At 61.9% G+C, this 22751-nt stretch carries 20 protein-coding genes and 1 pseudogene; 12 read left to right on the forward strand and 9 right to left on the reverse strand.

From position 1 onward, the window contains the following. Positions 1-29: 29 nt before the first annotated feature. The 4 genes and pseudogenes from WDB86_RS15695 (at position 30) to WDB86_RS15710 (ending at position 5206) form a co-directional block, all read left to right on the forward strand. Positions 30-1640, forward strand: coding sequence for an ABC transporter substrate-binding protein (locus WDB86_RS15695; protein WP_330647184.1), 1611 nt, complete (start codon positions 30-32; stop codon positions 1638-1640). An 89-nt stretch (positions 1641-1729) separates the two neighbouring features. Continuing rightward, entirely contained in the window at positions 1730-2677 is a 948-nt protein-coding gene (locus WDB86_RS15700) for an ABC transporter permease (protein ID WP_339109804.1), read from the forward strand. Further along, positions 2677-3525, forward strand: coding sequence for an ABC transporter permease (locus WDB86_RS15705; protein WP_341485698.1), 849 nt, complete (start codon positions 2677-2679; stop codon positions 3523-3525). The genes WDB86_RS15700 and WDB86_RS15705 overlap by 1 nt, the downstream gene beginning before the upstream one ends. 3 nt (positions 3526-3528) lie before the next feature. Further along, a pseudogene (locus WDB86_RS15710) lies at positions 3529-5206 on the forward strand (ABC transporter ATP-binding protein). Between the two features lie 29 nt (positions 5207-5235). Here the strand turns inward: WDB86_RS15710 and WDB86_RS15715 are convergent. Next, on the reverse strand, positions 5236-5730 hold the full coding sequence (locus tag WDB86_RS15715) for an Lrp/AsnC family transcriptional regulator (protein ID WP_341485699.1): 495 nt from the start codon (positions 5728-5730) through the stop codon (positions 5236-5238). A 168-nt stretch (positions 5731-5898) separates the two neighbouring features. Between WDB86_RS15715 and WDB86_RS15720 the strand changes: the two genes are divergently transcribed. The 4 genes from WDB86_RS15720 to WDB86_RS15735 all read left to right on the forward strand — a co-directional run bounded on the left by WDB86_RS15720 (position 5899) and on the right by WDB86_RS15735 (position 11340). Beyond that, on the forward strand, positions 5899-7224 hold the full coding sequence (locus tag WDB86_RS15720) for an FAD-binding oxidoreductase (protein ID WP_341485700.1): 1326 nt from the start codon (positions 5899-5901) through the stop codon (positions 7222-7224). A 119-nt stretch (positions 7225-7343) separates the two neighbouring features. After that, positions 7344-8807: an aldehyde dehydrogenase family protein gene (locus WDB86_RS15725; RefSeq protein ID WP_341485701.1), complete on the forward strand. Its 1464-nt coding sequence runs from the start codon at positions 7344-7346 to the stop codon at positions 8805-8807. A gap of 18 nt (positions 8808-8825) precedes the next feature. Continuing rightward, positions 8826-9872 (forward strand): tartrate dehydrogenase, encoded by a 1047-nt coding sequence (locus WDB86_RS15730; RefSeq protein WP_341485702.1) that lies wholly within the window; start codon positions 8826-8828, stop codon positions 9870-9872. A gap of 1 nt (position 9873) precedes the next feature. Further along, a complete protein-coding gene (locus tag WDB86_RS15735) occupies positions 9874-11340 on the forward strand; it encodes an NAD-dependent succinate-semialdehyde dehydrogenase (protein ID WP_341485703.1) in 1467 nt (488 codons plus the stop codon). Positions 11341-11388: 48 nt separating this feature from the next. Here WDB86_RS15735 and pdxY read toward each other — a convergent pair whose 3' ends face one another. The 4 genes from pdxY to WDB86_RS15755 all read right to left on the reverse strand — a co-directional run bounded on the left by pdxY (position 11389) and on the right by WDB86_RS15755 (position 14771). Then, a complete protein-coding gene (gene pdxY, locus WDB86_RS15740; RefSeq protein ID WP_341485704.1) occupies positions 11389-12240 on the reverse strand; it encodes a pyridoxal kinase in 852 nt (283 codons plus the stop codon). A 165-nt stretch (positions 12241-12405) separates the two neighbouring features. After that, the gene (locus tag WDB86_RS15745) at positions 12406-13677 is read right to left on the reverse strand and encodes an amino acid permease (protein ID WP_341485705.1); all 1272 of its coding nucleotides are present in this window, start codon (positions 13675-13677) and stop codon (positions 12406-12408) included. Continuing rightward, a complete protein-coding gene (locus WDB86_RS15750; RefSeq protein ID WP_330647174.1) occupies positions 13670-14026 on the reverse strand; it encodes a cupin domain-containing protein in 357 nt (118 codons plus the stop codon). Before WDB86_RS15750 ends, WDB86_RS15745 begins: the two co-directional genes overlap by 8 nt. Before the next feature lie 4 nt (positions 14027-14030). Further along, positions 14031-14771 carry a YqcI/YcgG family protein gene (locus WDB86_RS15755; protein WP_341485706.1) on the reverse strand — a complete coding sequence of 247 codons (741 nt, stop codon included), beginning with the start codon at positions 14769-14771 and terminating at the stop codon, positions 14031-14033. A gap of 134 nt (positions 14772-14905) precedes the next feature. Between WDB86_RS15755 and WDB86_RS15760 the strand changes: the two genes are divergently transcribed. Beyond that, positions 14906-15346, forward strand: a complete 441-nt coding sequence (locus WDB86_RS15760; RefSeq protein ID WP_330647172.1) for an Lrp/AsnC family transcriptional regulator — start codon at positions 14906-14908, stop codon at positions 15344-15346. 203 nt (positions 15347-15549) lie between these two features. Here the strand turns inward: WDB86_RS15760 and WDB86_RS15765 are convergent, their stop codons facing one another. Next, a complete protein-coding gene (locus WDB86_RS15765; RefSeq protein ID WP_330647171.1) occupies positions 15550-15807 on the reverse strand; it encodes a PAAR domain-containing protein in 258 nt (85 codons plus the stop codon). Then, entirely contained in the window at positions 15807-17855 is a 2049-nt protein-coding gene (locus tag WDB86_RS15770; RefSeq protein ID WP_341485707.1) for a type VI secretion system tip protein TssI/VgrG, read from the reverse strand. Before WDB86_RS15770 ends, WDB86_RS15765 begins: the two co-directional genes overlap by 1 nt. A 210-nt stretch (positions 17856-18065) precedes the next feature. On the opposite strand from WDB86_RS15770, the gene WDB86_RS15775 reads away from it, so the two are divergent. Continuing rightward, positions 18066-18260 (forward strand): hypothetical protein, encoded by a 195-nt coding sequence (locus WDB86_RS15775; RefSeq protein ID WP_330647169.1) that lies wholly within the window; start codon positions 18066-18068, stop codon positions 18258-18260. After that, the gene (locus WDB86_RS15780; protein WP_341485708.1) at positions 18257-19720 is read left to right on the forward strand and encodes a sodium:solute symporter family protein; all 1464 of its coding nucleotides are present in this window, start codon (positions 18257-18259) and stop codon (positions 19718-19720) included. The genes WDB86_RS15775 and WDB86_RS15780 overlap by 4 nt, the downstream gene beginning before the upstream one ends. A 72-nt stretch (positions 19721-19792) precedes the next feature. Here the strand turns inward: WDB86_RS15780 and WDB86_RS15785 are convergent, their stop codons facing one another. Continuing rightward, positions 19793-20980, reverse strand: a complete 1188-nt coding sequence (locus WDB86_RS15785) for a pyridoxal phosphate-dependent aminotransferase (RefSeq protein WP_341485709.1) — start codon at positions 20978-20980, stop codon at positions 19793-19795. A gap of 38 nt (positions 20981-21018) precedes the next feature. Further along, positions 21019-21669 carry a TetR family transcriptional regulator C-terminal domain-containing protein gene (locus WDB86_RS15790; RefSeq protein WP_330647166.1) on the reverse strand — a complete coding sequence of 217 codons (651 nt, stop codon included), beginning with the start codon at positions 21667-21669 and terminating at the stop codon, positions 21019-21021. Positions 21670-21940: 271 nt separating this feature from the next. Between WDB86_RS15790 and WDB86_RS15795 the strand changes: the two genes are divergently transcribed. Beyond that, complete coding sequence (locus WDB86_RS15795; RefSeq protein ID WP_330647165.1) at positions 21941-22705, forward strand: ATP-binding cassette domain-containing protein; 765 nt, start codon at positions 21941-21943, stop codon at positions 22703-22705. Positions 22706-22751 lie beyond the last annotated feature (46 nt).

Raw genomic sequence — 22751 nt, forward strand, 5'->3', positions numbered from 1 at the left:
TGCGCACCCCTGACAGGGATACCCACGATATGACATATAAGCCGACAAACTGGTCCGGTCGCGATGATGCGATGGTCGAGACGATGATCCGTCGCGGGGCCTCGCGACGGGATCTTCTGAAGATGCTGATGGCCTCGGGGATCGGGATGGCGGCGGGCGGGTCGCTTCTGCTGCGGGCCGATCAGGCGGTCGCGGCGACCCCTGTCTATGGCGGGCATCTGAAAGCTGCGGGCTGGTCGTCCTCGACCGCCGATACGCTTGATCCGGCCAAGGCCTCCATGTCGACCGATTACGTGCGCTGCTGTGCGTTCTATAACCGCCTGACCATTCTCGACGAACAGGGCGTCGTGCAGATGGAACTGGCCGACAGTCTCAAGACCGATGATGCGAAGACATGGGAAATCAAGCTGAAATCCGGTGTGAGCTTCCATGACGGCAAGACCCTCTCGGCCGAGGATGTGGTCTATTCTCTCAAGCGCCATCTTGATCCGTCCGTAGGGTCCAAGGCCAACGCGATGGCCGCGCAGATGACCGAAATCTCCAAGCTTGACGATCTGACGGTGAAGATCGTGCTGGCCGGCGCCAATGCCGATCTGCCGACCATTCTGGCGATGCACCATTTCATGATCATCGCCGATGGCACGACCGATTTCAGCAAGGCCAACGGCACAGGTGCTTTCATCTGCGAAACCTTCGAGCCGGGTGTGCGGTCGATCGCTGTGAAAAACCCGAATTACTTCAAGGACAAAGCTCCCTATCTTGATAGTTTCGAATTCTTCGCGATTGCCGATACCAATGCGCGGGTCAATGCGCTTTTGTCGGGGGATATTCAGGTCGGGGCTTCGCTCAACCCGCGTTCGGTGCGCTTTATGGACGGCAAGCCGGGGGTGCAGACCTCGATCACGCGCTCGGGCAGCTATACCGACCTCAATATCCGGCTGGATATGGAGCCGGGTGCCAAGACCGGCTTTGTCGAGGGGATGAAATATCTGGTCAATCGCGAGGCGATCCAGAAGTCGATCCTGCGGGGCATGGCCGAAATCGGCAATGACCAGCCCGTTTCGGCATCGGACCGGTATCACAATCCCAATCTCAAACCGCGCGCTTACGACCCCGATCAGGCCAGACACCATTTCGAGAAAGCGGGGCTTTTGGGGGTCGAGATCCCGCTTGTGGCCTCGACGGCGGCGAATTCCTCGGTGGATATGGCGACCATCATCCAGCAGATGGGCGCGCAGATCGGCATGAAATTTACAGTCGATCAGGTGCCGCCCGATGGCTATTGGTCGAATTACTGGCTGAAATCGCCGGTGCATTTCGGCAATATCAACCCGCGCCCGACCCCCGATATCCTGTTCTCGCTGCTTTATGCCTCGGATGCGCCGTGGAACGAAAGCCATTACAAATCGGAGAAATTCGACAAGATGATGCTGGAGGCGCGCGGCTCGCTGGACGAGGAGAAGCGGACCTCGATCTATTGGGAAATGCAGGAAATGGTGGCCAATGAGGCGGGCACGATCATTCCGGCCTATATCTCCAATGTTGACGGGCTTTCGGATAAGGTCGGGGGGATGCGCCCGAACCCGCTGGGGGCGCTGATGGGCTTCACCTTTGCCGAACATATCTGGCTGAACGCCTGATCATAGCCGAGCGGACCTGCGCGCCCTGGCGCGCAGGGGCCATTCTTGAAGATTGCTCCGAAGGGAGGTGCCCCTTGCCCCAGTCGTTTATGCCTTGGGTTCTTGTTTTCCAACGGCTTGGTATCGCGATCCTGACATTGCTGATCGTGTCTTTCGCCGTGTTCTTTGCCACCGAACTCCTGCCCGGAGATGTGGCGGAAATCCTGCTGGGACAGGCGGCAACGCCCGATGCCGTGGCCGGTCTGCGCGAGGCGATGGGCCTTGATAAGCCCGCCCTCCTGCGCTTTCTGGGCTGGCTTCTGGGCTTTTTCCACGGTGATCTCGGTATTTCCTATGTCAATAATATCCCCGTGGCCGATCTGGTGGGCGGGCGGCTTCTGAGCTCGCTGAAACTGGCGGGGATCACCACCGTGATCTCGGTGCCGGTCGCGCTCGGTCTCGGGATCGGGGCGGCCATGTGGCGCGGGTCCTGGTTTGACCGGATCGTGTCGATCCTGACCATTTCGGTGATCTCGGTGCCCGAATTCATGGTGGCCACGCTGTCGGTGCTGATCTTTGCGGTCTGGCTGGGCTGGCTTCCCGCGCTCAGCTACGGGGCGGCAGAGGTGACCTCGTTCGGGGCGCTTCTCAAGGCCTATGCGATGCCGGTGATCACGCTGAGCTTCGTCATCTCGGCGCAGATGATCCGCATGACCCGTGCGGCCGTCATCGAGACGATCAACACCCCCTATGTCGAGATGGCGCTGCTGAAGGGGGCCTCGCGCAAGCGGATGGTGCTCAAACATGCGCTGCCCAATGCGCTGGGGCCGATCGCCAATGCGGTCGCCCTGTCGCTGAGCTATCTGGTGGGCGGGGTCATCATCGTCGAGACGATCTTCAACTATCCCGGCGTGGCCAAGCTGATGGTCGATGCCGTTTCCACCCGCGACCTGCCGCTGATCCAGTCCTGCGCGTTGATCTTCTGCGTCAGCTATCTGCTGCTGATCACGCTGGCCGATCTTATCGCCATTCTCTCCAACCCGAGGCTGCGCCGTTGATGAATATGACAAGTTTCCGCCTCCCGACGCCGAAAAACCTTGGCTATTCGTTTAATTGGGTCGGCCGTATCGGTCTGGCCGTGATCCTGTTCTGGGCGGTGATCGCGATCTGCGGCAGTGCCCTTGCGCCGCATCCGCCGGGCGAGATCGTCGATTGGGATTTCTTCGGTGCCGCCTCCGGAAAGTTCTGGATGGGCACGGATTATCTGGGGCGCGACGTATTCTCGCGTGTGTTGCTGGGCGCGCGTTACACCGTCGGTATCGCGCTGGCCTCGGTTTTTCTGGCCTGTTCGGGCGGGGTGATCCTTGGCATGGTGGCGGCGGTCGCGGGGGGCTGGTTCGACATGATCCTGTCGCGGCTGCTGGATGCGCTGAACGGCATTCCCTCGCTGCTGTTCGGGCTGGTGACGGTGGCGGCCATCGGCTCCTCCATTCCGGTGCTGGTCGGGACTTTGGCGGTGATCTATCTGCCCGGGGCGTATCGCTTTGCCCGCGCGCTGGCGGTCAATGTGAACACGATGGATTTCGTGACGGTGGCCCGTGCGCGGGGCGAGGGCACCCCCTATCTGATCGCCCGCGAGATCTTCCCCAATATCCTCGGCCCCGTTCTGGCCGATCTGGGATTGCGTTTCGTGTTCATCGTGCTGGTGCTTTCGGGGCTGTCCTTCCTTGGCCTTGGGGTGCAGCCGCCCAATGCCGATTGGGGCGGGCTTGTGCGCGAGAATATCGAAGGTCTGTCGCTGGGGGCATCGGCGGTGGTCTTCCCCTGCTTGGCCATCGCTTCGCTGACCATTTCGGTGAACCTGTTCATCGACAACCTGCCCACCAAAATCCGCGACAGGAGCTGAACCATGAAAGATTTCGCACAAGAAACCGCGCTTGTTTCGGTCCGTGATCTGCGGATCGGGGCGACCACCGATGCGGGGCGTAAAATCGAGATCATCAAGGGGGTCAGTTTCGACATCGCCCCCGGCGAGATGGTGTCATTGATCGGGGAATCCGGTTCGGGCAAAACCACGATCGCGCTGTCGCTGATGGGCCATACCCGCACCGGCTGCGAGATCACCGGCGGCGAAATCCGGCTGGACCGGCATATCGTGACCGCGATGTCGGAAAAAGCCCGTGCCCGTATTCGCGGCACCGAGGTGTCCTATGTGCCGCAATCGGCGGCTGCGGCCTTCAACCCCAGCCAGCGTATCATGGATCAGGTGGTGGAAATCACCACAATCCACGGCCTGATGCCCCGCGATGAGGCCGAGGCCAAAGGCTGTATCTCTGTTCCGTGCCTTGGCTCTGCCCAACCCCGAGACCATCGGTCAACGCTATCCCCATCAGGTCTCTGGCGGGCAGTTGCAGCGGCTGTCGGCGGCGATGGCGCTGATCGGTAGCCCCAAGCTGGTGATTTTCGATGAGCCGACCACTGCGCTGGATGTGACCACCCAGATCGAGGTGTTGCGGGCGTTTCGCAATGCGATGGCCGAGGTCGGGGCGGCGGGTGTCTATGTCAGCCATGATCTGGCGGTGGTGGCGCAGATTGCGGACCGGATCGTGGTGCTGAAGGGCGGCGAGATACAGGAAGAAGGCAGCTGCGAGCAGATCCTGCATGCGCCTGCCCATCCCTATACCAGACAGCTTCTGGCCGCTTTCGAGCCGGTGCTGCATGAACCCTCCGGCGTGCCGGACCGCGCCAAGCACACGCCCATTCTGGAGGTGCATGATCTTTGCGCCGGATACGGGCCGATGCGCGATGGCGTGCCCTATGCCAAAATCCTCAAAAACGTGAATTTCAAGCTGGATCGGGGCCGCAATCTTGGGGTGATCGGGGAATCCGGCTCGGGGAAATCAACCCTTGCGCGGGCGATTGCGGGGATTTTGCCGCCCTATCGCGGCTATACGATGGTGGACGGGCAGGAAATGCCGCTTGATCTGGCCAAACGCTCCAAGGAACAGCTGCGCCGTGCGCAGATCGTGTTCCAGCTAGCCGATACGGCGCTGAATCCGGCACAATCCATCGGCACCATTCTGGGCCGTCCGCTGACCTTCTATCACGGGCTGCGGGGGCAGGCGCGCGAGGCCCGCGTGATCGAGCTGCTGGACATGGTGCGTCTGCCTGCCAGCCTGCGCCACCGCCTGCCGGGCGAACTGTCAGGCGGGCAGAAACAGCGCGTCAATCTGGCCCGCGCCTTGGCCGCCGAGCCGGAGCTGATCCTGTGTGACGAGATCACCTCGGCGCTGGATACGGTTGTGGCGGCGGCGATCATCGAGCTGCTGAAAGAGCTGCAGCGTGAACTGCACCTGAGTTATATGTTCATCAGCCATGATCTTTCGACCGTCGAGGCGATCTGTGACGAGGTGCTGGTGATGTATAAGGGCGAGGTGGTCGAGGCGCTGCCTGCGGCCCGCATGAGCGCGGAGGCGTTGCATCCCTATTCGCGGCTGCTGATTTCGTCTGTGCCGCAGCTTGATACGAACTGGCTGAACACGCTGGAACAGGACCCCGAACTGATTGCCACAGTCGCCAACCGCTAAGTGAAAGCCCCGCCCTTCGCGGGGCTTTTTCACAGCCGGTCGGCAAAGATCCGCGTCAGCGGGATCTGAGTTTTGACGAAGGGCGTTTTCATCACCACGAAGCTGAAATATTTGTCGATGCCGATATCGCGGTCCACGAGCCCTTCGAGGATGGTCTGGTAATCGCCAATAGAGGCGGTGACGAATTTGGCCAGATAGTCATAGCCCCCCGAGACCAGATGGCATTCGATGCAGCTATCCACCTTTTCCAACGCCTCCTGAAAGCGGGCGAAGTCGATCTGGCGATGGTTCTTGAGGGTGAACTCGGTGAACACCGTCAGGGTTTCCCCGAGCTTCGTCATGTCGATCTGTGCGGTATAGCCGCTGATATATCCCGCCCGCTGGAGCTTCTTGACCCGCATCAGGCAGGGTGAGGGCGAGAGCGCCACCAGATCGGCAAGTTCGACATTGGTAATGCGGCCATTGTGTTGCAGCTCCGCCAGAATCTTTAGGTCGATTCTGTCCAGTTTATAGGCCGTGCTCATGTCTTCCCCTGCCGTGATCGCTTTTCCGACCATTCTTAGCGTGTTTTACAGCGCAAGGAAGAGTGTGCAAGGCGGCGCATACAACATGAAATGCCACAAAAGCCCGAGATTTGGCAGATGACGCTGCGCGGGGGCGGTTAGCCTGCGGGAAATAATAAGGAGACGCCGATGCCTGCCCCCATTTTGACATTGGAAAGCAGTGACATGCTGCCCGCCGAGGCGGATTGCGTTGTCATCGGCGCAGGGATTGTCGGCACCTGTGCGGCCTATTGGCTGGCGCGGGCAGGGCAGAAGGTTGTCCTGCTGGAAAAGGGCCGCGTAGGCGCCGAACAATCCAGCCGGAACTGGGGCTGGTGCCGCCAGCAGAACCGCGATGCGCGGGAATTGCCTTTGTCGACCAAGTCCTTGAATTTATGGGAGGATATGACCCGCGATATCGGCGAGGATATGGGGTTCAAACGCTGTGGTCTGCTGTATCTGTCCAATGATGCGGCGGAAATCGAGGGCTGGGCGAAATGGGGCGAATTCGCGCGGGGCGAGGGGGTTGATACCCGTATGCTCAGCGCCGCCGAGGCCGCCCTACGCGGAGCCGCCACGCAAAAGCCCTGGGCGGGCGGTGTCTGGTCGCCCAGCGACGGCACGGCGGATCCCTCGCGCGCAGCCCCTGTGATTGCCAAGGGCATTTTGAAACACGGCGGCCATGTGATCCAGAATTGCGCGGCGCGCGGGTTGGAAACCTCCGCAGGGCAGGTCAGCGCCGTGGTGACCGAACGCGGCACGATCAAGACGCAGCAGGTGGTGATGGCAGGCGGCGCATGGGCGTCAAGCTTCCTGCATCAGCTGGGCATCGCCTTCCCGCAGGCCTCGGTGCGCAGCTCGATTCTCTCGGTGGCTCCGGGGGCGGAAGGCATCCCCGAGGCGCTGCATACGGCGGCGGTCTCGATCACGCGGCGCGGCGATGGCGCCTATACACTGGCGATCTCGGGCAAGGCCGCTGTGGACCCGACGCCGGGCATGATCGCTCAGGCCAAGCACTTCCTGCCGATGTTCACCAAACGCTGGAAAAGCCTCACTCCGGGTGGGTTGCAGGCATGGAAAGCGGGCTTCGAGACCCGCAAGACATGGGCGCTGGACCAGATCACCCCGATGGAGCGCGCCCGTGTACTGGATCCCGTGCCCGACAAGGGGCTGGTCACTCTGACCCTGCAACGCGCGCGCGATCTGCTGCCTGCGCTGAAGGTGCTGCCGGTGCAGGCTTCTTGGGCGGGGTTCATCGATTCTACCCCCGATGGCGTGCCGGTGATCGACACCGACACCGGCCTGAAGGGGCTGACGCTGGCGGCGGGCCTATCGGGCCATGGCTTCGGCATCGGTCCGGGCGTGGGGCATCTGGTGGCCGATATGCTGCTGGGCCGCACTTCCATCACCGAGACCGCGCAATACAAGCTGGCGCGTTTCAACGAAAGCCAATGGGGCAAGGTCTCGAAGTTCTAAGCCAGCATATTATGCTGCCAGAGCGCTTGCGCAGACAATTATGCCGTCGGCGCGGGCGTTTTAACCAGAATTCACGCGCCGGTCTCGCTTAGGCTGGGGCCAAGCATGATGAGGATAGCATGAGTTTCGCATTCGACCCCACTTCGGTTTCTTTGCCTTCGGGCCATTTCATCGGCGGCGACTATGTTGCAGCCCCCGAGGCGATCGACGTCATCTCGCCCTCGACCGGCCAGCGTATCGGCGCCATTGCCTGTGCCGATGCGCAGATGGTGGATCGCGCTGTCGCCTCGGCGCGTCAGGCGTTGAAAACCTCGAACTGGGGCGGGCTTGCCCCGCGTAACCGTGCCAAGGCGCTGCATAAATGGGCCGATCTGATGGAGGCCGAGGCGCCTTATCTGGCACAACTTGAGGCGATCTGTTCCTCGCGCCCCTATGCGCAGGCGCTGACCGGCGATATCTCGGTCACCGCCGAGCAGATCCGTTTCTTCGCGGAATTCGCCGATAAGGAATGCGGTGATCTGGTGCCCACGTCGGACGGGCAGTTCGGCTATATCTCGGACCATCCCTATGGGGTGATCGGCGCGGTGACCCCGTGGAACTTCCCGATCTCCATGGCGGGCTGGAAGCTGGGCCCCGCGCTTGCGGCAGGCAATGCCGTGGTGATCAAACCCTCCGAGATGACGCCCTATACCACGCTCTATATGGCTGAACTTTCGGTCAAGGCGGGGATTCCGGCGGGTCTGGTGAATGTGGTTCTGGGCGATGGGCCCACCACCGGCAATGCGATCACCGGTCATCCGGGCATTGATAAGGTCTCTTTCACCGGCTCGACCCGCGCGGGGGCGGCGATCATGGAAAATATCGCGCGCCATGGCATCAAGCCGATGACGCTGGAACTGGGCGGCAAAAGCCCGATGCTGGTCTTTGCCGATGCCGATCTGGATAAGGCGGCCGAATGTCTGGCCAAGGGCATCCTGCCCAATGCGGGGCAATTCTGCGTGGCGGGGTCGCGCATTCTGGTCGCGGCCTCGGTGGCCGATGAGCTGTCTTCCAAGCTGATGGCGGAATTTGGCCGCCAGGTGCCTGATGTGACCCATGCGGGGGCTGCGGGCTTCTCGCCCATCATCTCAGCCCGTCAGATGGGGCGCATTGATTCCATCGTGCAGGCGGCCCGTGCCAAGGGCGGCGAGATCCTCTGCGGTGGGGCTGCCTTTGACCGCGAGGGCAGCTTCTACCAGCCGACCCTGATTGCGGGCGTGGATGAGACGAACCCCGCCGTGACCGAGGAAATCTTCGGCCCCGTGGCCACCTTCCAGACCTTCGACAGCGAGGAAGACGCCATGGCGCTGGCGGCACATGACACCTACGGGCTGTGCGCGGGGCTGTTCACACAAGACCTCTCGCGTGCGCTGCGTCTGAGCGGTCGGCTTGAGGCCGGCACCGTCTGGGTCAACCGCTATGGCCGCTCGCGTGATCACATTCTGCCGACGGGGGGCTGGAAGGCCTCGGGTCTGGGCAAGGACTTGGGCCGCGAGGCTTACCGCGCCAACCGGCGCACGAAATCTGTGCTGATCGATCTGTAATCGGCCAAAGGAGTAAAGATGAAGACCTATACGCTTGCCCTTATCCCCGGTGACGGGATTGGCGTTGATGTGACCGATGCGACGATGGACGTGCTGGATGTGGCTGCGGCCAAATTCGGCTTTGCGCTGAAGCCCACCACCTTCCCGTGGTCCTGCGAATATTACGTCGAGACCGGCAAGATGATGCCCGACGACGGGATCGAGCAGCTGCGCCCCTTCGATGCGATCTATCTGGGCGCCGTGGGTTGGCCGAAGACCGTGCCGGATTCGGTGTCTTTGCACGGGCTTTTGCTGCCGATCCGCAAGGCGTTCACCCAATATGCCAATATCCGCCCGCACCGCCTGTTGCCGGGCGTGGAAGGCCCGCTGAAATCCGAAGGGTTCGACATCCTCTGCATCCGCGAGAATACCGAAGGCGAATATGCCGGAGCCGGTGGCCGCGTGCATCAGGGGCAGGACAATGAGGTAGCGACCGAGGTCTCGATCTTCACCCGCAAGGGCGTCGAGCGTATCCTGCGCTTCGGCTTCGAGCAGGCCCGTGCGCGGCGCAAGCATCTGACGAGCGTGACGAAATCCAACGCCCAGAAATACTCGATGGTGTTCTGGGACGAGATGACCGACAAGCTGGCCGCCGAATATCCCGATGTGACCGTCAGCCATATGCATATCGATGCGATGGCCGCCAAGATGGTGATGGCGCCGCAGGATCTGGATGTGATCGTGGCCTCGAATCTCTTTGGCGATATTCTCACCGATCTGGGTGCGGCGATTCAGGGCGGCTTGGGCTTTGCGGCCTCGGCCAATATCTGCCCCGATCCGTCGGTTCCCTCGATGTTCGAACCGGTGCATGGCTCGGCCCCCGATATCGCGGGTCAAAACATCGCCAACCCGATTGCCGCGATCTGGTCGGGCGCTATGATGCTTGAGCATCTGGGCGAGAAGGCAGCAGCCGAGGCCATTCTGGCTGCCATCGAGGCCGCCACCGCCCGTGGCATCGGCACCCGCCCGGGCGCCAGCACCACCGATGAAATCACCGCAGCGGTGAAAGCCGCATTGGAGGCATAAGATGACCCTGCATGAAAGCTTTGATCTGCGCGCCCAGCTGCGCGACCCCGCCTTGTTTGTTGAGGCAGCCCTGATCAATGGCGAGTGGCGCGCACGGGCCGATATGGCGGTGATGAACCCCGCAACCGGCGATGTGCTGGGCCATATGCCCGACAACACCGCTGCCGAGACCGAAGAGGCGATTGCCGCGGCTGCTGAGGCAATGAAGTCGTGGAAGGCCAAGACCCATGCCGAGCGCGCCGACATCCTGATGGCGTGGTATGATCTGATGCTGGAGAACGCCGATGATCTGGCGCTGATCCTGACCGCCGAGCAGGGCAAGCCGCTGGCCGAGGCCAAGGGCGAGATCGTCTATGGCGCCTCTTTCATCCGCTGGTTTGCCGAAGAGGCGCGCCGCATCAACGGCCATATCATCCCGAGCCCGGTCAAGGGCAAGAAGATCTTCGCGATGAAAGAGCCGGTGGGTGTCTGCGCGATCATCACCCCGTGGAACTTCCCGACCGCGATGATCACCCGCAAGGTGGCACCGGGTCTGGCGGCAGGCTGCACGATGGTCATCAAACCCTCGGATTTCACCCCCTATTCGGCGCTGGCGCTATGCCTGTTGGGCGAGCGTGCAGGCATTCCTGCGGGTGTTTTGAACTGTCTGACCGGTCGCCCCGAGGCGATTGGCGGCGCGCTGACCGCAAGCCCCGTGGTGCGCAAGCTGTCCTTCACCGGCTCGACCCGTGTTGGGGCGCTTCTGGCCGAGCAATGCGCGCCGACGCTGAAGAAGATGTCGCTGGAACTGGGCGGCAATGCGCCCTTCATCGTGTTTGACGACGCCGATCTGGATGCGGCTGTGGAAGGCGCTATGGCCTCGAAGTTCCGCAATGGCGGTCAGACCTGCGTCTGTGCCAACCGTCTGCTGGTACAATCGGGCATCCATGACGCTTTCGTGGCCAAGCTGGCCGAAAAGGTCGATGCGCTGAAGGTCGGTCCGGGCACGGCGGAAGACACCACCATCGGCCCGATGATCAATTCGGCCGCGATCGACAAGATCAACCGCCATATCGAGGATGCGCTGTCCAAAGGCGCGACCCGCGCGACCAAGAAGCGCGCGCTGAGCGGCCAATATGCCGATCCGACCGTGCTTGTTGGCGCAACGCTGGATATGCAATGCGCCGGCGAAGAGACCTTTGGCCCCGTGGCGCCGGTCTTCAAATTCGAGACCGAGGAAGAGGCGCTCGAGATCGCCAATGGCACGCCCTTCGGTCTGGCCGCCTATTTCCACACCACCGATATGGCCCGTGCCTTCCGCTTTGGCGAGGCGCTGGAAACCGGTCTGGTGGGGTTGAACACCGGCGCGGTCTCCCATGCCGAAGCGCCGTTTGGTGGCGTCAAAGCCTCGGGTCTGGGCCGTGAAGGGGCGCAGGAAGGCATCGAGGAATATCTTGAAACCAAAGCCTTCCACTTCGGCGGGTTGTAAGCTGGCGGGCGGAACGGCCAAGGGCAGGCCTTGGGGTCTGCCTCTGGCCTAGCGGTCTTGCGAAAGGGTCAGCAGGGCCTTGCGGAACTCCGGATTGCTCAGCACGATCTCGCCCGCCCCCAGCGTTTTGGCATGGGACAGCGCCATTGCCACAAGCTGTTGCGCCTGTTCAACCGCCTGTGCAAGCGACAGGTCGTGTCCCAGCCCCGCGATGATCAGCGCGGCAAACAGATCCCCCGTGCCGGGCAGGGCGATCGGAAGTTTGCGTACAGGATGGCGGCTGGAAGGCTCGGGGCCCAGAATGATACTTTCGATATGGCCATCGGCTGTGTCCTCCAATGCGCAGCCGGTCACCACAAGCCGCGCATCCGACCCCATGCCAAGCGCGTGTCGGGCATGCTCCAGTGCCTCCAGCGTGGTAAAGGGCTGGCCGGTCAGCCATGCCAGTTCGAACGGATTGGGGGTGGCCAGATCGGCCAGCGGCAGGAGCAGGTCGCGCATGACATCGGCAATGGCTTCCGGCACGTAGAGACCCGGCCCGCTATCGCCCAGCACCGGATCGCAGAGATAGAAGAGGTCCGGATTGTCGGCTTTGGCCTGCGCGATGAACGCGGCGGTTTGCCGCGCCACCTCGACCGAACCGATATAGCCCGTCAGAAGGAAATCCGCCCGCTCGGGCAGGCCCCTTTCCTGCGCGCCGCGCAGCAGATCGGCAAAGAAGGCGGCGGGCAGGGCCTGTCCGCGCAGGGTCGGATAATCGGGGGTGTTCGAAAAGACGACGGTCGGGATGGCTGCGACCTCCAGCCCTGCCGCCTGCATCGGAAAGACCGCCGCCGAATTGCCGACATGGCCAAAGACAACCTGACTTTGGATCGAGATCACGAAAGGCGGATGGGGCATGGCTTGGGGTCCGTTGGCTGGCGGCATCGGTGGTGGGATCTTTGCGATACGCTTCCTGCTCGGGCGGGTCAATCGGCGCGGGGCAGCGGTCGGCGATGAAAAAAGGCCGGTCTTGCGACCGGCCAGTTTGGGGGAGTGCCCGTCAGGGAGAAGGCCGGGCTCCGCCTATTCCGCAGGGGACTGGTTGCGCAGGGCCGCATCGCCCTTCTGCAAGAACGAGATTGCCAGTCCCAGTGCGATCAGCAGGACAGGGTAGAGAAGCCCCTGTCCGCCGCGCCCGATGAACAGCAGGCAGACCAGCGCGAGACATCCCAGCGAGAGGAGCCGGTAGACGGTGCGGCGTTCGAGGCGCAGCAAGGATGCCGCCGCACCGGTATAGAGCAGCAGGAAGTTCTGCCCCGCTGCCGCCAGAAGATGCGACATATCCAGAATACCCGCGCCGACCAGACCGACCACGCTCAGCAGCACGACGACCGTGACCATGACGGCATTCAGAGGCACGTCGTTGCGGATCTGGGCAATCGGGGCCGGAAGTAGCCCGTCTCGGGCGGCGGAATAGACCATGCGCGAGACCGCCCAGATTGCGGCTGACAGATTGGCAAAGATCAGCAGCACGGCGAGTGCGGCAATGGTGATGCGGCCCGCAGGGCCGAAGGACTGGCCGAAAATCTGCGCGAAAGGTGCGGGGCCTGCGCCCAATGCGCCCGCCTTGGCCACAACCAGCGCCAGCACCAGATAGAGCCCCACCGCCAGAAAGAAGGAAAGCGCCATCGCGCGGGGGACGTCCCGCTTGGGGTTGCGGAATTCGCCGCCCAGATTGGCGCTGACTTCCCAGCCGGTAAAGGCGAAGAACACCATCATGAAGACCATGCCCAGATGGCGCAGGTCGGTATCGGCGGATGGTGTGCTGGCTGCCGACAGGTCGAAGGCGGGTTGCACGGCCAGATAGCCCACGATGGCCAGCCCCAGAATGAAGACCAGAACCAGAGAGGCGATGAAGGTGTTGACCCGTCCGGCCATTTCTGCAGACAGGAAATTGACCCCCAGAGCGGCCACGATCAGCGCGCCTGCATATACTGCTGCGGGGCCGCCAAAGGTTGCGGCGACGTAATGCCCGCCGGTCAGAGCCACAGCGGGCAGCCCTACCGAAACCGCCCCCAGAAACAGCAAGGTTGCACAGATCCGGCCGGATTTGCCAAAGGCGTGGCCCATGATAGAGGCGATGCCGCCCGCATCGGGGTAGCGCCGCCCGAGAATGGCGAAGACCCAAAGCAGAGGGGCGGCGGCCACCGCGCAGGCGATCCAGATCAGGGTCGCGGAGCTACCCACTTCCTGCACCGCCAGTCCCGGCAGCGTCAACAGACCCGCCCCCAGAACGATATTGAGCATCATCGCCGTGCCGCGCGTGACGCCAAGGGATTTTTTCAGCTCAGCCATGATCGGCAAGCTCGACGGCATGGAACGAAATCAGATAGCGCACGCCCTCGTCCAATGCGACAGAGCCGTGGCGCACCCCCGCCGGTAGCGAGATCACGGCCCCCGCGCCGCAGATCTGTTCGCCCCCCTCCCAGTAGAAGCGCGCCTGTCCTTCCAGCACCACAAGCGTTTCATCGGTCGGGTGCTGGTGCCATGCATGTTCCTTGCCCGGCGCGTCCTGCTGGACCTCGATACAGCCCTGCTGTGGCATGAGCTTTTCGATGATCGACCAGTAATCGGCCTTGGCGAGTGCGATCTGTTTGACCGAGGGCGTGGCGGTGGTTTCGGGTGTCGATGTCAGGTCTTTCATGGGGTTATCCTTCCTTGACGAGCTGCAGACGGGCCTCGCCCAGCCGATGGAACGGGCAGGCGGGGGTCTCGTTGGTATCGTCGATGAAATATTGTGTATATTCGCGGTTGGCCGGATCGCCGTAATGGCCCAGCGAGGGCGAGGGGGCGATCAGGTCGTAATCTTCCAACAGGTCGCGCACGCGCTTGAGCGAACGCTGGACCCCCGGCTCGTCGCTATCGGTGATGCCGTTAAACACCCAGCGCGGCTGGAAGGTGATCATGAAGCTGCTGGCCCGGCGGCTTTGACGCATGACATGGGCGGGTGTGTTGCACACCACGAAAATCGGTTCGCCGCCAAAGGAGAATTCCCATGTCGGATCATCGAGATTGCGGGAGACCCCGTCGGGTTGGGGGCTGTCATCCAGTGCGACGAGACCGTCAAGCAGGTCCCAGAACTGTTCGCGGTAACGGTCGAAGGACTGAACCGGACCGGGACGGGCAAAGATGACCAGCGAGGTCATCGGGCCGATCCCGCGCGCCTGGGCAAGATAGGATTTCAGGATGGGGGCCAGAGTTTCCGGTGTCAGCGGGTCGGGGAAAGCGAAGCGCAGGCGATCCGCTTTGAAACCGGCAACGCCGAAGACACAGGGGAAGGGGCGGCTCTTGCTTGTCAATGCAGTGTCGAATTCACCGAAAACGGTCTTTTCCCAGTTTTGTCCGGAAAAAGCCTCGGTGACCTCGCTACTCTTGAAGACTAAATCCATGAATCATGATCCCTTCGTTGAATGACATGGTAAGTGTGGCCGCCTTGACGTGGCGCCGCCTACAATTCAAAACGCAATTCTCTCTTCGTTTCGAAGAAAAACTCGGTATCCTGACACGTAATGGGAGAGTTTCGATGCGTTTGAGTCCGACAGAGAACCTGATTTTGGAATTGCTGCGCGAAAACAGTCGCCGGTCTCTGACCGAGATTGCCGATATTGTCGGCCTGTCGCGCCCGACGGTGAAATATCATGTCGACAAGCTGATCGAGAGTAAGGTCATCAGTCGTTTCACGATCGAGGTGGACACGACGCAGGTGGATTCGGTCACCGGCACGCGGGCGATGTTCGATCTGCAACTCAAGCGCAATACCTGCTCGATCGTCTACGCCTCGATCCAGCGCTGGAGCGAGGTGGTCTCGGCATGGTCGCTGACGGGTGATACCGACATGCGTATTCTGCTGGAAGCGGCCAATCTGAGCATTCTCGAAGAGCTGCGTGACCGTTTGTCACGGCATCCCGAGGTGCTGACCGTCACGACGTCTGTCATTCTGAAGTCGTGGCGGGAAAAGACCTGAAAGCGCGCGCATTCTGCGGCGGAACCGGCTCTTTACGAGCTTCATGTTTCATGCGGTTGCGGGGCAGGGTTTATGTTGGGCCGGATTTTCTGGCGCAGGGGATATTGCAAACAGAAACGGGGCACCTGTCGGCCCCCGTGTTTGATTTGGCCGTTTGACCTGGCATCGTCAGGTTCTGGCGATGGTGCGCCCTTTGCGCTCTGTCAGGCGGTATGGTTGGGCGAGCCGGAAACGATGGTGCCACCGCCCGAGGTTTTGGAGCCGACAATCGCCACCGGTCGCCCGTCAAGGGTCTGCTGCGACGACCCTGTGACAATGGTGCAGCCGCAGGCGCATTTATCGCCCACCCGTGCAATCGGCTTGCCATCCGCCATTGCCGTGCCGCCCGAGACGATCACATTGGTTCCGTGACCCTGTTTGGGGCAAACATGTTTATCGCCCACCCGTGCGACCTGTGGCATCAGCTGTCCTCCTTGGCGGCGGCGCATTCCTCGCAAAGCGGCAGGCCTTCCTTGGCCGCCATCTGCAGCGTCGGCACCTGAGCCGAGCCAGACCCGCCCATAGAGACCGCGCCCTTGAGGTTGATCTTGGCCGCTTCCAGCGTGATCCCCGAGGCGTCGATGGTGATCTTGCCCCCCGGACCCTTGATCTGGAATTTCTCGAAGGCCATCAGCGTGTGCTTGCCGGTATTATTTGTGATCGAGCTGCCCACATCCAGCGTGAATTTCCCCGCAACCTCGCCCTGATAATTGCGGCCTACCTCATAGAGGTGATCGGCATAGATCGATTGTTTGTGGATATTGCCGACGCGATGGATGTGGTCCTTGCCGTAGTTTTCCTGCTGGTTGCGGGCCACATCGTAATACATATCCTGACCGATATTCTCGCGGTGGTCATTGCCGACCGAGATCGTCTTGTCATGGCCAATCGATTCCGACTGGTCATTGCCCACGGTCTTGGAACGGTCATGGCCGATGGAATGGCTTTCGTCATTCTCGATGATCGTATTGTGGTCTTTCTGCGCATGCATGAAGACCTCTTCGCGATCCTTCTCGTCCTCGAACCGGAATTCATTATAGCCCGAGCCCTGATGGGTGTCGGATTTGAAGGTCGAGACAGTCTTATTGGCGGGCAGATCATAGGGCACAGCGTTTTTGCCATTATAGACACAGCCCGTCACCAGCGGTTTGTCGGGGTCGCCGTCGAGGAATTCGACCACGACCTCCATGCCGATCCGCGGGATGACCATGCCGCCCCAGCCGTTGCCAGCCCAAGATTGCGAGACACGGCAGCGCATCGAATAATCGGCGTCCAGATCCCAATGGAACTGCACCAGAATGCGGCCATATTCGTCGCAATCGATCTCGCCATCGCCCACAACGACCGCCGTCTGCGGGCCCTTCACATCGGCGCGCGGGGTCTTCAGTTCGGGCACCAGAGGCGCGGAAGATGGCATCAGGATATAGCGCCCCGAATAGGCATAGCCATCGCCCTCGGTCCCGCCCGAGCCGTAATTATCCGAGGTATAGGAATGGCTTGCGGAGAGGCAGATGTATTCCTCACCAATCCCCGGAACGGTGTCGCCCGCTAGGTCGACCCGCGTGCCACCACGCAGAGTGATGATGTCACCCACCGCCTCATAGCGGCGATCCTGACCGCGCTCGCCCTGCGTGCGCAGCTGTGCCACAACGCGCCCACGCGACTGCGCCAGATAATCGCCGGGCCAGTCGAAGCTCTCGATCTGCCCCTGCGCATAATCGGCGTCCCCGATCTGATCGGTCTCCATCGCGGCATTCGGGGTCTTGAAGTTGTAATCTGTCAGGCGGATCGCGCCGGTGGTGATGCGCCGCGCCGGATGCCAGTCCCAGAAATGCGCGAAATCGGCCTGATGGTGGCCATCGTCGGGCTTGAAGGGCACGGCGCCGATGGTCGCATGGGCCTCGACGGCATCGGATAGAACCATCTCATGCGCGCCTTCGGAATGGGTGAAATGATAGCTGATACCGTGGCGCTCCATCATCCGCGTGGCAAAGGCCATGTCGGATTCGCGGTACTGCACGGTATATTCCAGCTCGGGGTAGTCATTCGCCAGATTGACCGTCAGCTTGCCCGCATCCGAGTAGCTTCCCAAAAGCTCGGTCAGGATCTCGACCACGGTTTTATTATGGAAGATCCGCTGGTTGCGGCGCAGGCTGGCCAGGAAAAACCACGGCTGAAGGCGCAGGCGGTACTTGTGGCCGTTATCGCCCGTGCCCAGCCAGCGCGCCTCGGTCACGATCCCGTCGAAATACTGGTCACTCCCCTCGCGGGTGACAAGCGCAACGCTTGCATGGGTCCCGATCAGCGCGTCGAAATCGACATCCGCCGAGGAGGCCAGACAGTCCACCTGATAGTCATAGAGCGCGTTGATATGGTCGGTCCCATCGAACCGCTGCAGCACCAGCTCATCCGTGCCGAGAACCGTGGTGAGCCGCCCCATACGGGCATCCTGCGAGAAAAATACAGACATAATAAGAGCCAGTGCTGAAAACTTTGGCTTACCTTACAGGCAAGATAATGCGGGTTTCAAGATCCGGTGAGGCCTTGTGTGCATAAAGCCGCCATCCTGCCCGCCCCGCTGGGCGGCAGCATCGGCGTAAAGGCGTATTGGCATCTGCCGCGCGATGCCGCATCTTGCCGCCGAAATCATGTCTGCGGTCTTCCGAAAGCAAGGATACTCATGTCACGGCCCCTCGCGCTTTTCCTGACGGCTCTCGTCATTCTGGCCTCTTATGGCGTCCCCTACCTTCTGTTGGGCGATATCGCTGCATGGTATGGCTGCTTCCTGTTCTGGGCACTGGCCGGTCTTGCGGTGATCGGTCTCAATGTCGTGGCCACGGCAGGCTTTGCCGCGCAAGAGGAGGATACGCAATGACCGTGTCTCTGGTGGTGTGGGGTGTGGTTCTTTATGTCCTGCTCTCTTCGGTCGTCGCCTATCTGTCACGCCAGCGCGGTCCGCAGGGCGGCCAATCGATGTCGCGCTATTTTCTGGGCAACCGCTCGATGGGCGGGGTCGTCTCGGCGCTCAGTTACTCGGCCACGACCTATTCGGCCTTCATGATGGTCGGGCTGGCGGGGCTGACCTATAAGGGCGGGGTCGGCGCGCTAGGCTTCGAGATTATCTATTTCGCCGGTGTCTCGCTGGTGTCGATCTTCGGGCCGCGCTTCTGGAAAGCGGCCCGCCGTCATGCCTTTGTCACCCCCTCCGAAATGCTGGGAAAGCGCTATGGTTCGCGCTGGGTGGCGGTTGCGGCGGGGCTGACGGCGCTGGGGTTCCTGATCCCTTATTCGGCGGTGCAGCTTGCGGGGGTGGGGTATCTGCTGTCGGGGATGACCCAAGGCGCGATCCCGTTCGGGGCGGGGGTCGTGCTGGCCACGCTTCTGGCCATCGCTTTTTCCTTCGTCGCCGGTATCCGTTCCGTGATGTGGACCGATAGCCTGCAGGCCCTTGTGATGATTGTGGCCTCGGTGCTGGTCGGGGGGCTTGTGGTGGCCAGACTCGGCGGCCCCGCGGTCCTGTTTGAGACCATCGCCAGCCGTGCGCCGCAGATGTTGCAGGTGCCCGGTCCGGGTCTTTTCAGCTTCCCGACCTTTCTGGGGCTGACCATTCCGTGGTTCTTCTTCGCGATCTCCAACCCGCAGGTGAGCCAGCGTCTGTTCATGCCGAAATCTCTGGCGGCCTTGCGACAGATGCTGTTGATTTTTCTGTGTTTCGGGCTGGTCTATACGCTTGTTTCGGTCCTGTGGGGGTTTTCGGCTTTTGTGGCGTTCCCCGATCTGGCAACCCCCGATCTGGCGACCGCGACCCTGCTGGCCTCGGACTATGTGCCGCCTGTGCTGGGGGTGGTGGTGATGGTCGGGATTCTCGCCGCGGCGGTCTCGACAATCGATTCCATCCTGCTGACGCTTTCCTCCATCTTTGCCCGTGACGTCTATGGCAATCTGCGCCCCGACGCGCCCGAACGCCGCCAGCTCTGGGTGGGGAAGGCTGTCATTCCGGTAATCTCCGTGCTGGCGCTGGTCTTCGCAACCTTGCAGCTTTCGATGATCTCCATTCTGTCGGTTGCGGCCTCTGCGGGGCTGGTGGTGGTGGTTCCGGCCACGATCGGTGCGTTTTTCTGGCGCAGGGGGACGGCCACGGGGGCGTTGCTCTCCATTCTGGGCGGGGTGGCGTTCGTGCTGTGGATGTATCTGAGCGGGAATCGGCTGTTCGGGCTGAATGCCGGTGTTCTGGGCTTTCCGGTGGCCAGCCTGCTCTTTGTGGCGGGAAGCCTGCTGACACGTCCCAAGGCGACAGCGACCACCGAAGGCTTCCTGCCCATGTCTTCGGACTGACTGCCGCACCAAGGCGGCGCGGCGTTCCTGACGGAAGGAAACGGGCGCGCCGTCTTAAGCCGTCTTAAGGCGTCAGTCTTTTGCCACTCCGGTCAGGGCGGTTCGGGCAAGTGCGGCCATGCGCGAGATGGCATCCGCCAGTTCCGCATCCGGAACCGTCAGCGCGACGCGGATCAGATCGCGCCCCTGCGCCCCGAAAGCCGAGCCGGGCATGACCGCCACATTTTCTTCGTCCAGTAGCCGCCACGCGAAAGCCTCGCCATCCATGCCGGTTTGCGACACGTCGATCATGGCAAACATGCCGCCCGAGGGCATGTGGCAGGACAGCCCCGTGCTCTCTTCGATCATGCGTGTCACCATGCGCGCCCGCCGTCCGAGCGCCGTGCGCAGTTGGGCGCTGGTGGTGTGATTGCCGCGCAGTGCGGCGGTCGTCATATCGGCGATGAAGGGCTGGTTCCCAAAGAGCATGGTTTCCGAGATCGGCAGCAGCCTGCGCGAAAATTCGACCGGACCGATGGACCAGCCGCTGCGGAAGCCGGTTGCCGCATGGCTTTTGGAAATCGAGGACACCACAATGGTGCGCTCGCGCAGCGCATCGATTTCCAGTGGCGAGGCGAAGCCGCCCTCGAAGATCAGTGCCTCGTAGACCTCGTCGCAGACAATCCACAGATCATGCGCAATAGCCAGCGCGCCAAGCGCCTCCAATGTGTTGCGGTCGAGCACCGCGCCGGTCGGGTTATGCGGCGTGTTCAACAGCAGCACGCGGCTTTCAGGGGTGATCGCGGCGGCCAGATCTTCGGGTTGCATGATAAATCCGTGCCGCATCTGTAGCGGCACGGGCTGCATTATGGCGCCGGTCGAGCGGATCACCCCTTCATAGGTGGCGTAATAGGGATCGCCCAGCAAGACCGCATCGCCGCTTTGCACCAGCGCGGTCATCACGGCGAACAGGGCGGTCTGGGTGCCGGGGAAGCACAGGATATTCTCGTCACGGATCGTGGGCAGTCTGGGGCGGTAGAGATCGGCCAGCGCGGCGACCAGATCGGGCTCGCCGCGTCCGTTCGAATATCGGGTCCGGCCTGCCTTGAGGGCGCGCACGCATTCCTCCACCAGTTCGGGCGCGGGGGCGATATCGGGTTCGCCAATGGTCAGTTCCAGGATGTCCTGCCCTTGGGCAACCCTGTCACGCGCGGCAAAATGCACCGCCCATTTGTCACTTCCAAGAGTATAGAGCCTGTCGGTCACCGAAGCGTAGCGCATGGAAAAATCCTTTCGAGCCTGCGAGGAGGCAGGCATTCTCAAGAGGCAATTTGATGTTGGGTCAGACTGTCTTTGGGGAGATGCAGCAGGCCTTCCGCTGCCTGAAGGGCGATCAGGGGCAGGCGTTCGGGGTCATAAATCCCGTGGTCCAGAGACCCCTCGATCCAGAGGCCGTCGATCAGCCCGTTCAGCGCGATGGCCAGATCATGGCACAGGGGCGCGTCATGGGGCAGCTCACAGGCATGGCGGGCATCGCGGATCAGCGTGGCAAGCAGGTCGAGGAATTCCTGATAGCTGGCGCGATGGATCTGTGAATATCCCGGCTCGTGCTCGACCCGCCCGATAAAGGTCGACCAGAGCGAGACCTTGCGCGCCGAAAGGTTCGGGCGCATCAGGTTGGCCGAGATGAAACCGGCCAGAGACTGTGCAGGCGTCAGCGCGCGGGTTTGCGCCACCGCCTCGGCCTGACCGGTCAACTGGGTCATCAGATGGGCATAGGCCGCCCGCAGCATTTCCTCTTTCGAGCCGAAATAATGGCGGATCAATCCGGCCGTGACACCGGCGCGCTCGGCAATCTTGCGGGCGCTGGCACCATTCAGCCCGTCTTCCCCGATACAGGCCAGTGTCGCTTCAAGAAGTTCCAGACGGCGGGCATCTTCTGGCAGGCGCTGGAATGTTTTTCGGCTCATAACGGGGCCCGCTCTGTTGCTTTTTCGCGCGGAAAGTCCCAAAGACGGAGCGATGAAAGAAACAAACTGCCTAGCATTGGTGCGTAGTGCGGTGCGGGTGCCTGTGAAATGAGCATAGTTCGACATCTCCATTCTGGCGGGGCGCTGTTACGGCAGTGCGTGTTTCTGAGACGGGTCTTATGCTGTTATACGATCGTATAGTAATGGCCAAAAGACAAGACACCTTCGCAATTTTTCGTAACAGGCGCAGCCAGAACTTCTCCGGTAGATCATGACCCCGACCATCGAAATCGACAATCTGCACAAAAGCTTCGGCCCGCTTGAGGTTCTCAAGGGGGTCTCTCTGAAAGCCTATCCCGGCGATGTGGTCGCGGTGATCGGCGGCTCCGGCTCGGGCAAGTCCACGATGCTGCGCTGCATCAACCTGCTCGAGGTGCCCAGCTCGGGGGTGATCCGCATCAAGGGCGAGGCCTATGAGCTGCGCAAGACCCGCTCCGGCGAGATGGAGCCTGCCAACCGCCAACAGGTGCAGCGGATTCGGGCGCATCTGGGCATGGTTTTCCAGTCGTTCAATCTCTGGCCGCACCGCACCGTTCTGGGCAATGTGACCGAAGTGCCGATCCATGTGCTGGGGCTGTCGCGGGACGAGGCGGAGGCGCGGGCGATTGCCTATCTGGAACGGGTCGGGCTGGGCGACAAGCTGCAGGCATGGCCCTCGCAGCTTTCGGGTGGCCAACAGCAGCGCGCGGCGATTGCGCGGGTGCTGGCCGTTGATCCCCATGCCATGCTGCTCGACGAGCCGACGTCGGCGCTGGACCCCGAGCTTGTGGGCGAGGTGCTGGCCGTGCTGCGCGATCTGGCGCAGGAAAAGCGCACGATGGTTCTGGTCACCCACGAGATGGCCTTTGCCCGTGATGTCGCAAGCCATGTCGTCTATCTGCGCGACGGCCGCATCGAAGAGCAGGGCCCGCCCCAGCAGATCTTCGGGGCGCCGCAATCGCCGCATCTGCAGCAATTTCTTCGCTCGGTCAGCTAGGCCCTAGGCGCTGCCGTTTTCTCCTCAACCTGAATCATCCGATAAA

Source organism: Thioclava sp. GXIMD4215, from assembly GCF_045291555.1.
Classification (GTDB): domain Bacteria; phylum Pseudomonadota; class Alphaproteobacteria; order Rhodobacterales; family Rhodobacteraceae; genus Thioclava; species Thioclava litoralis.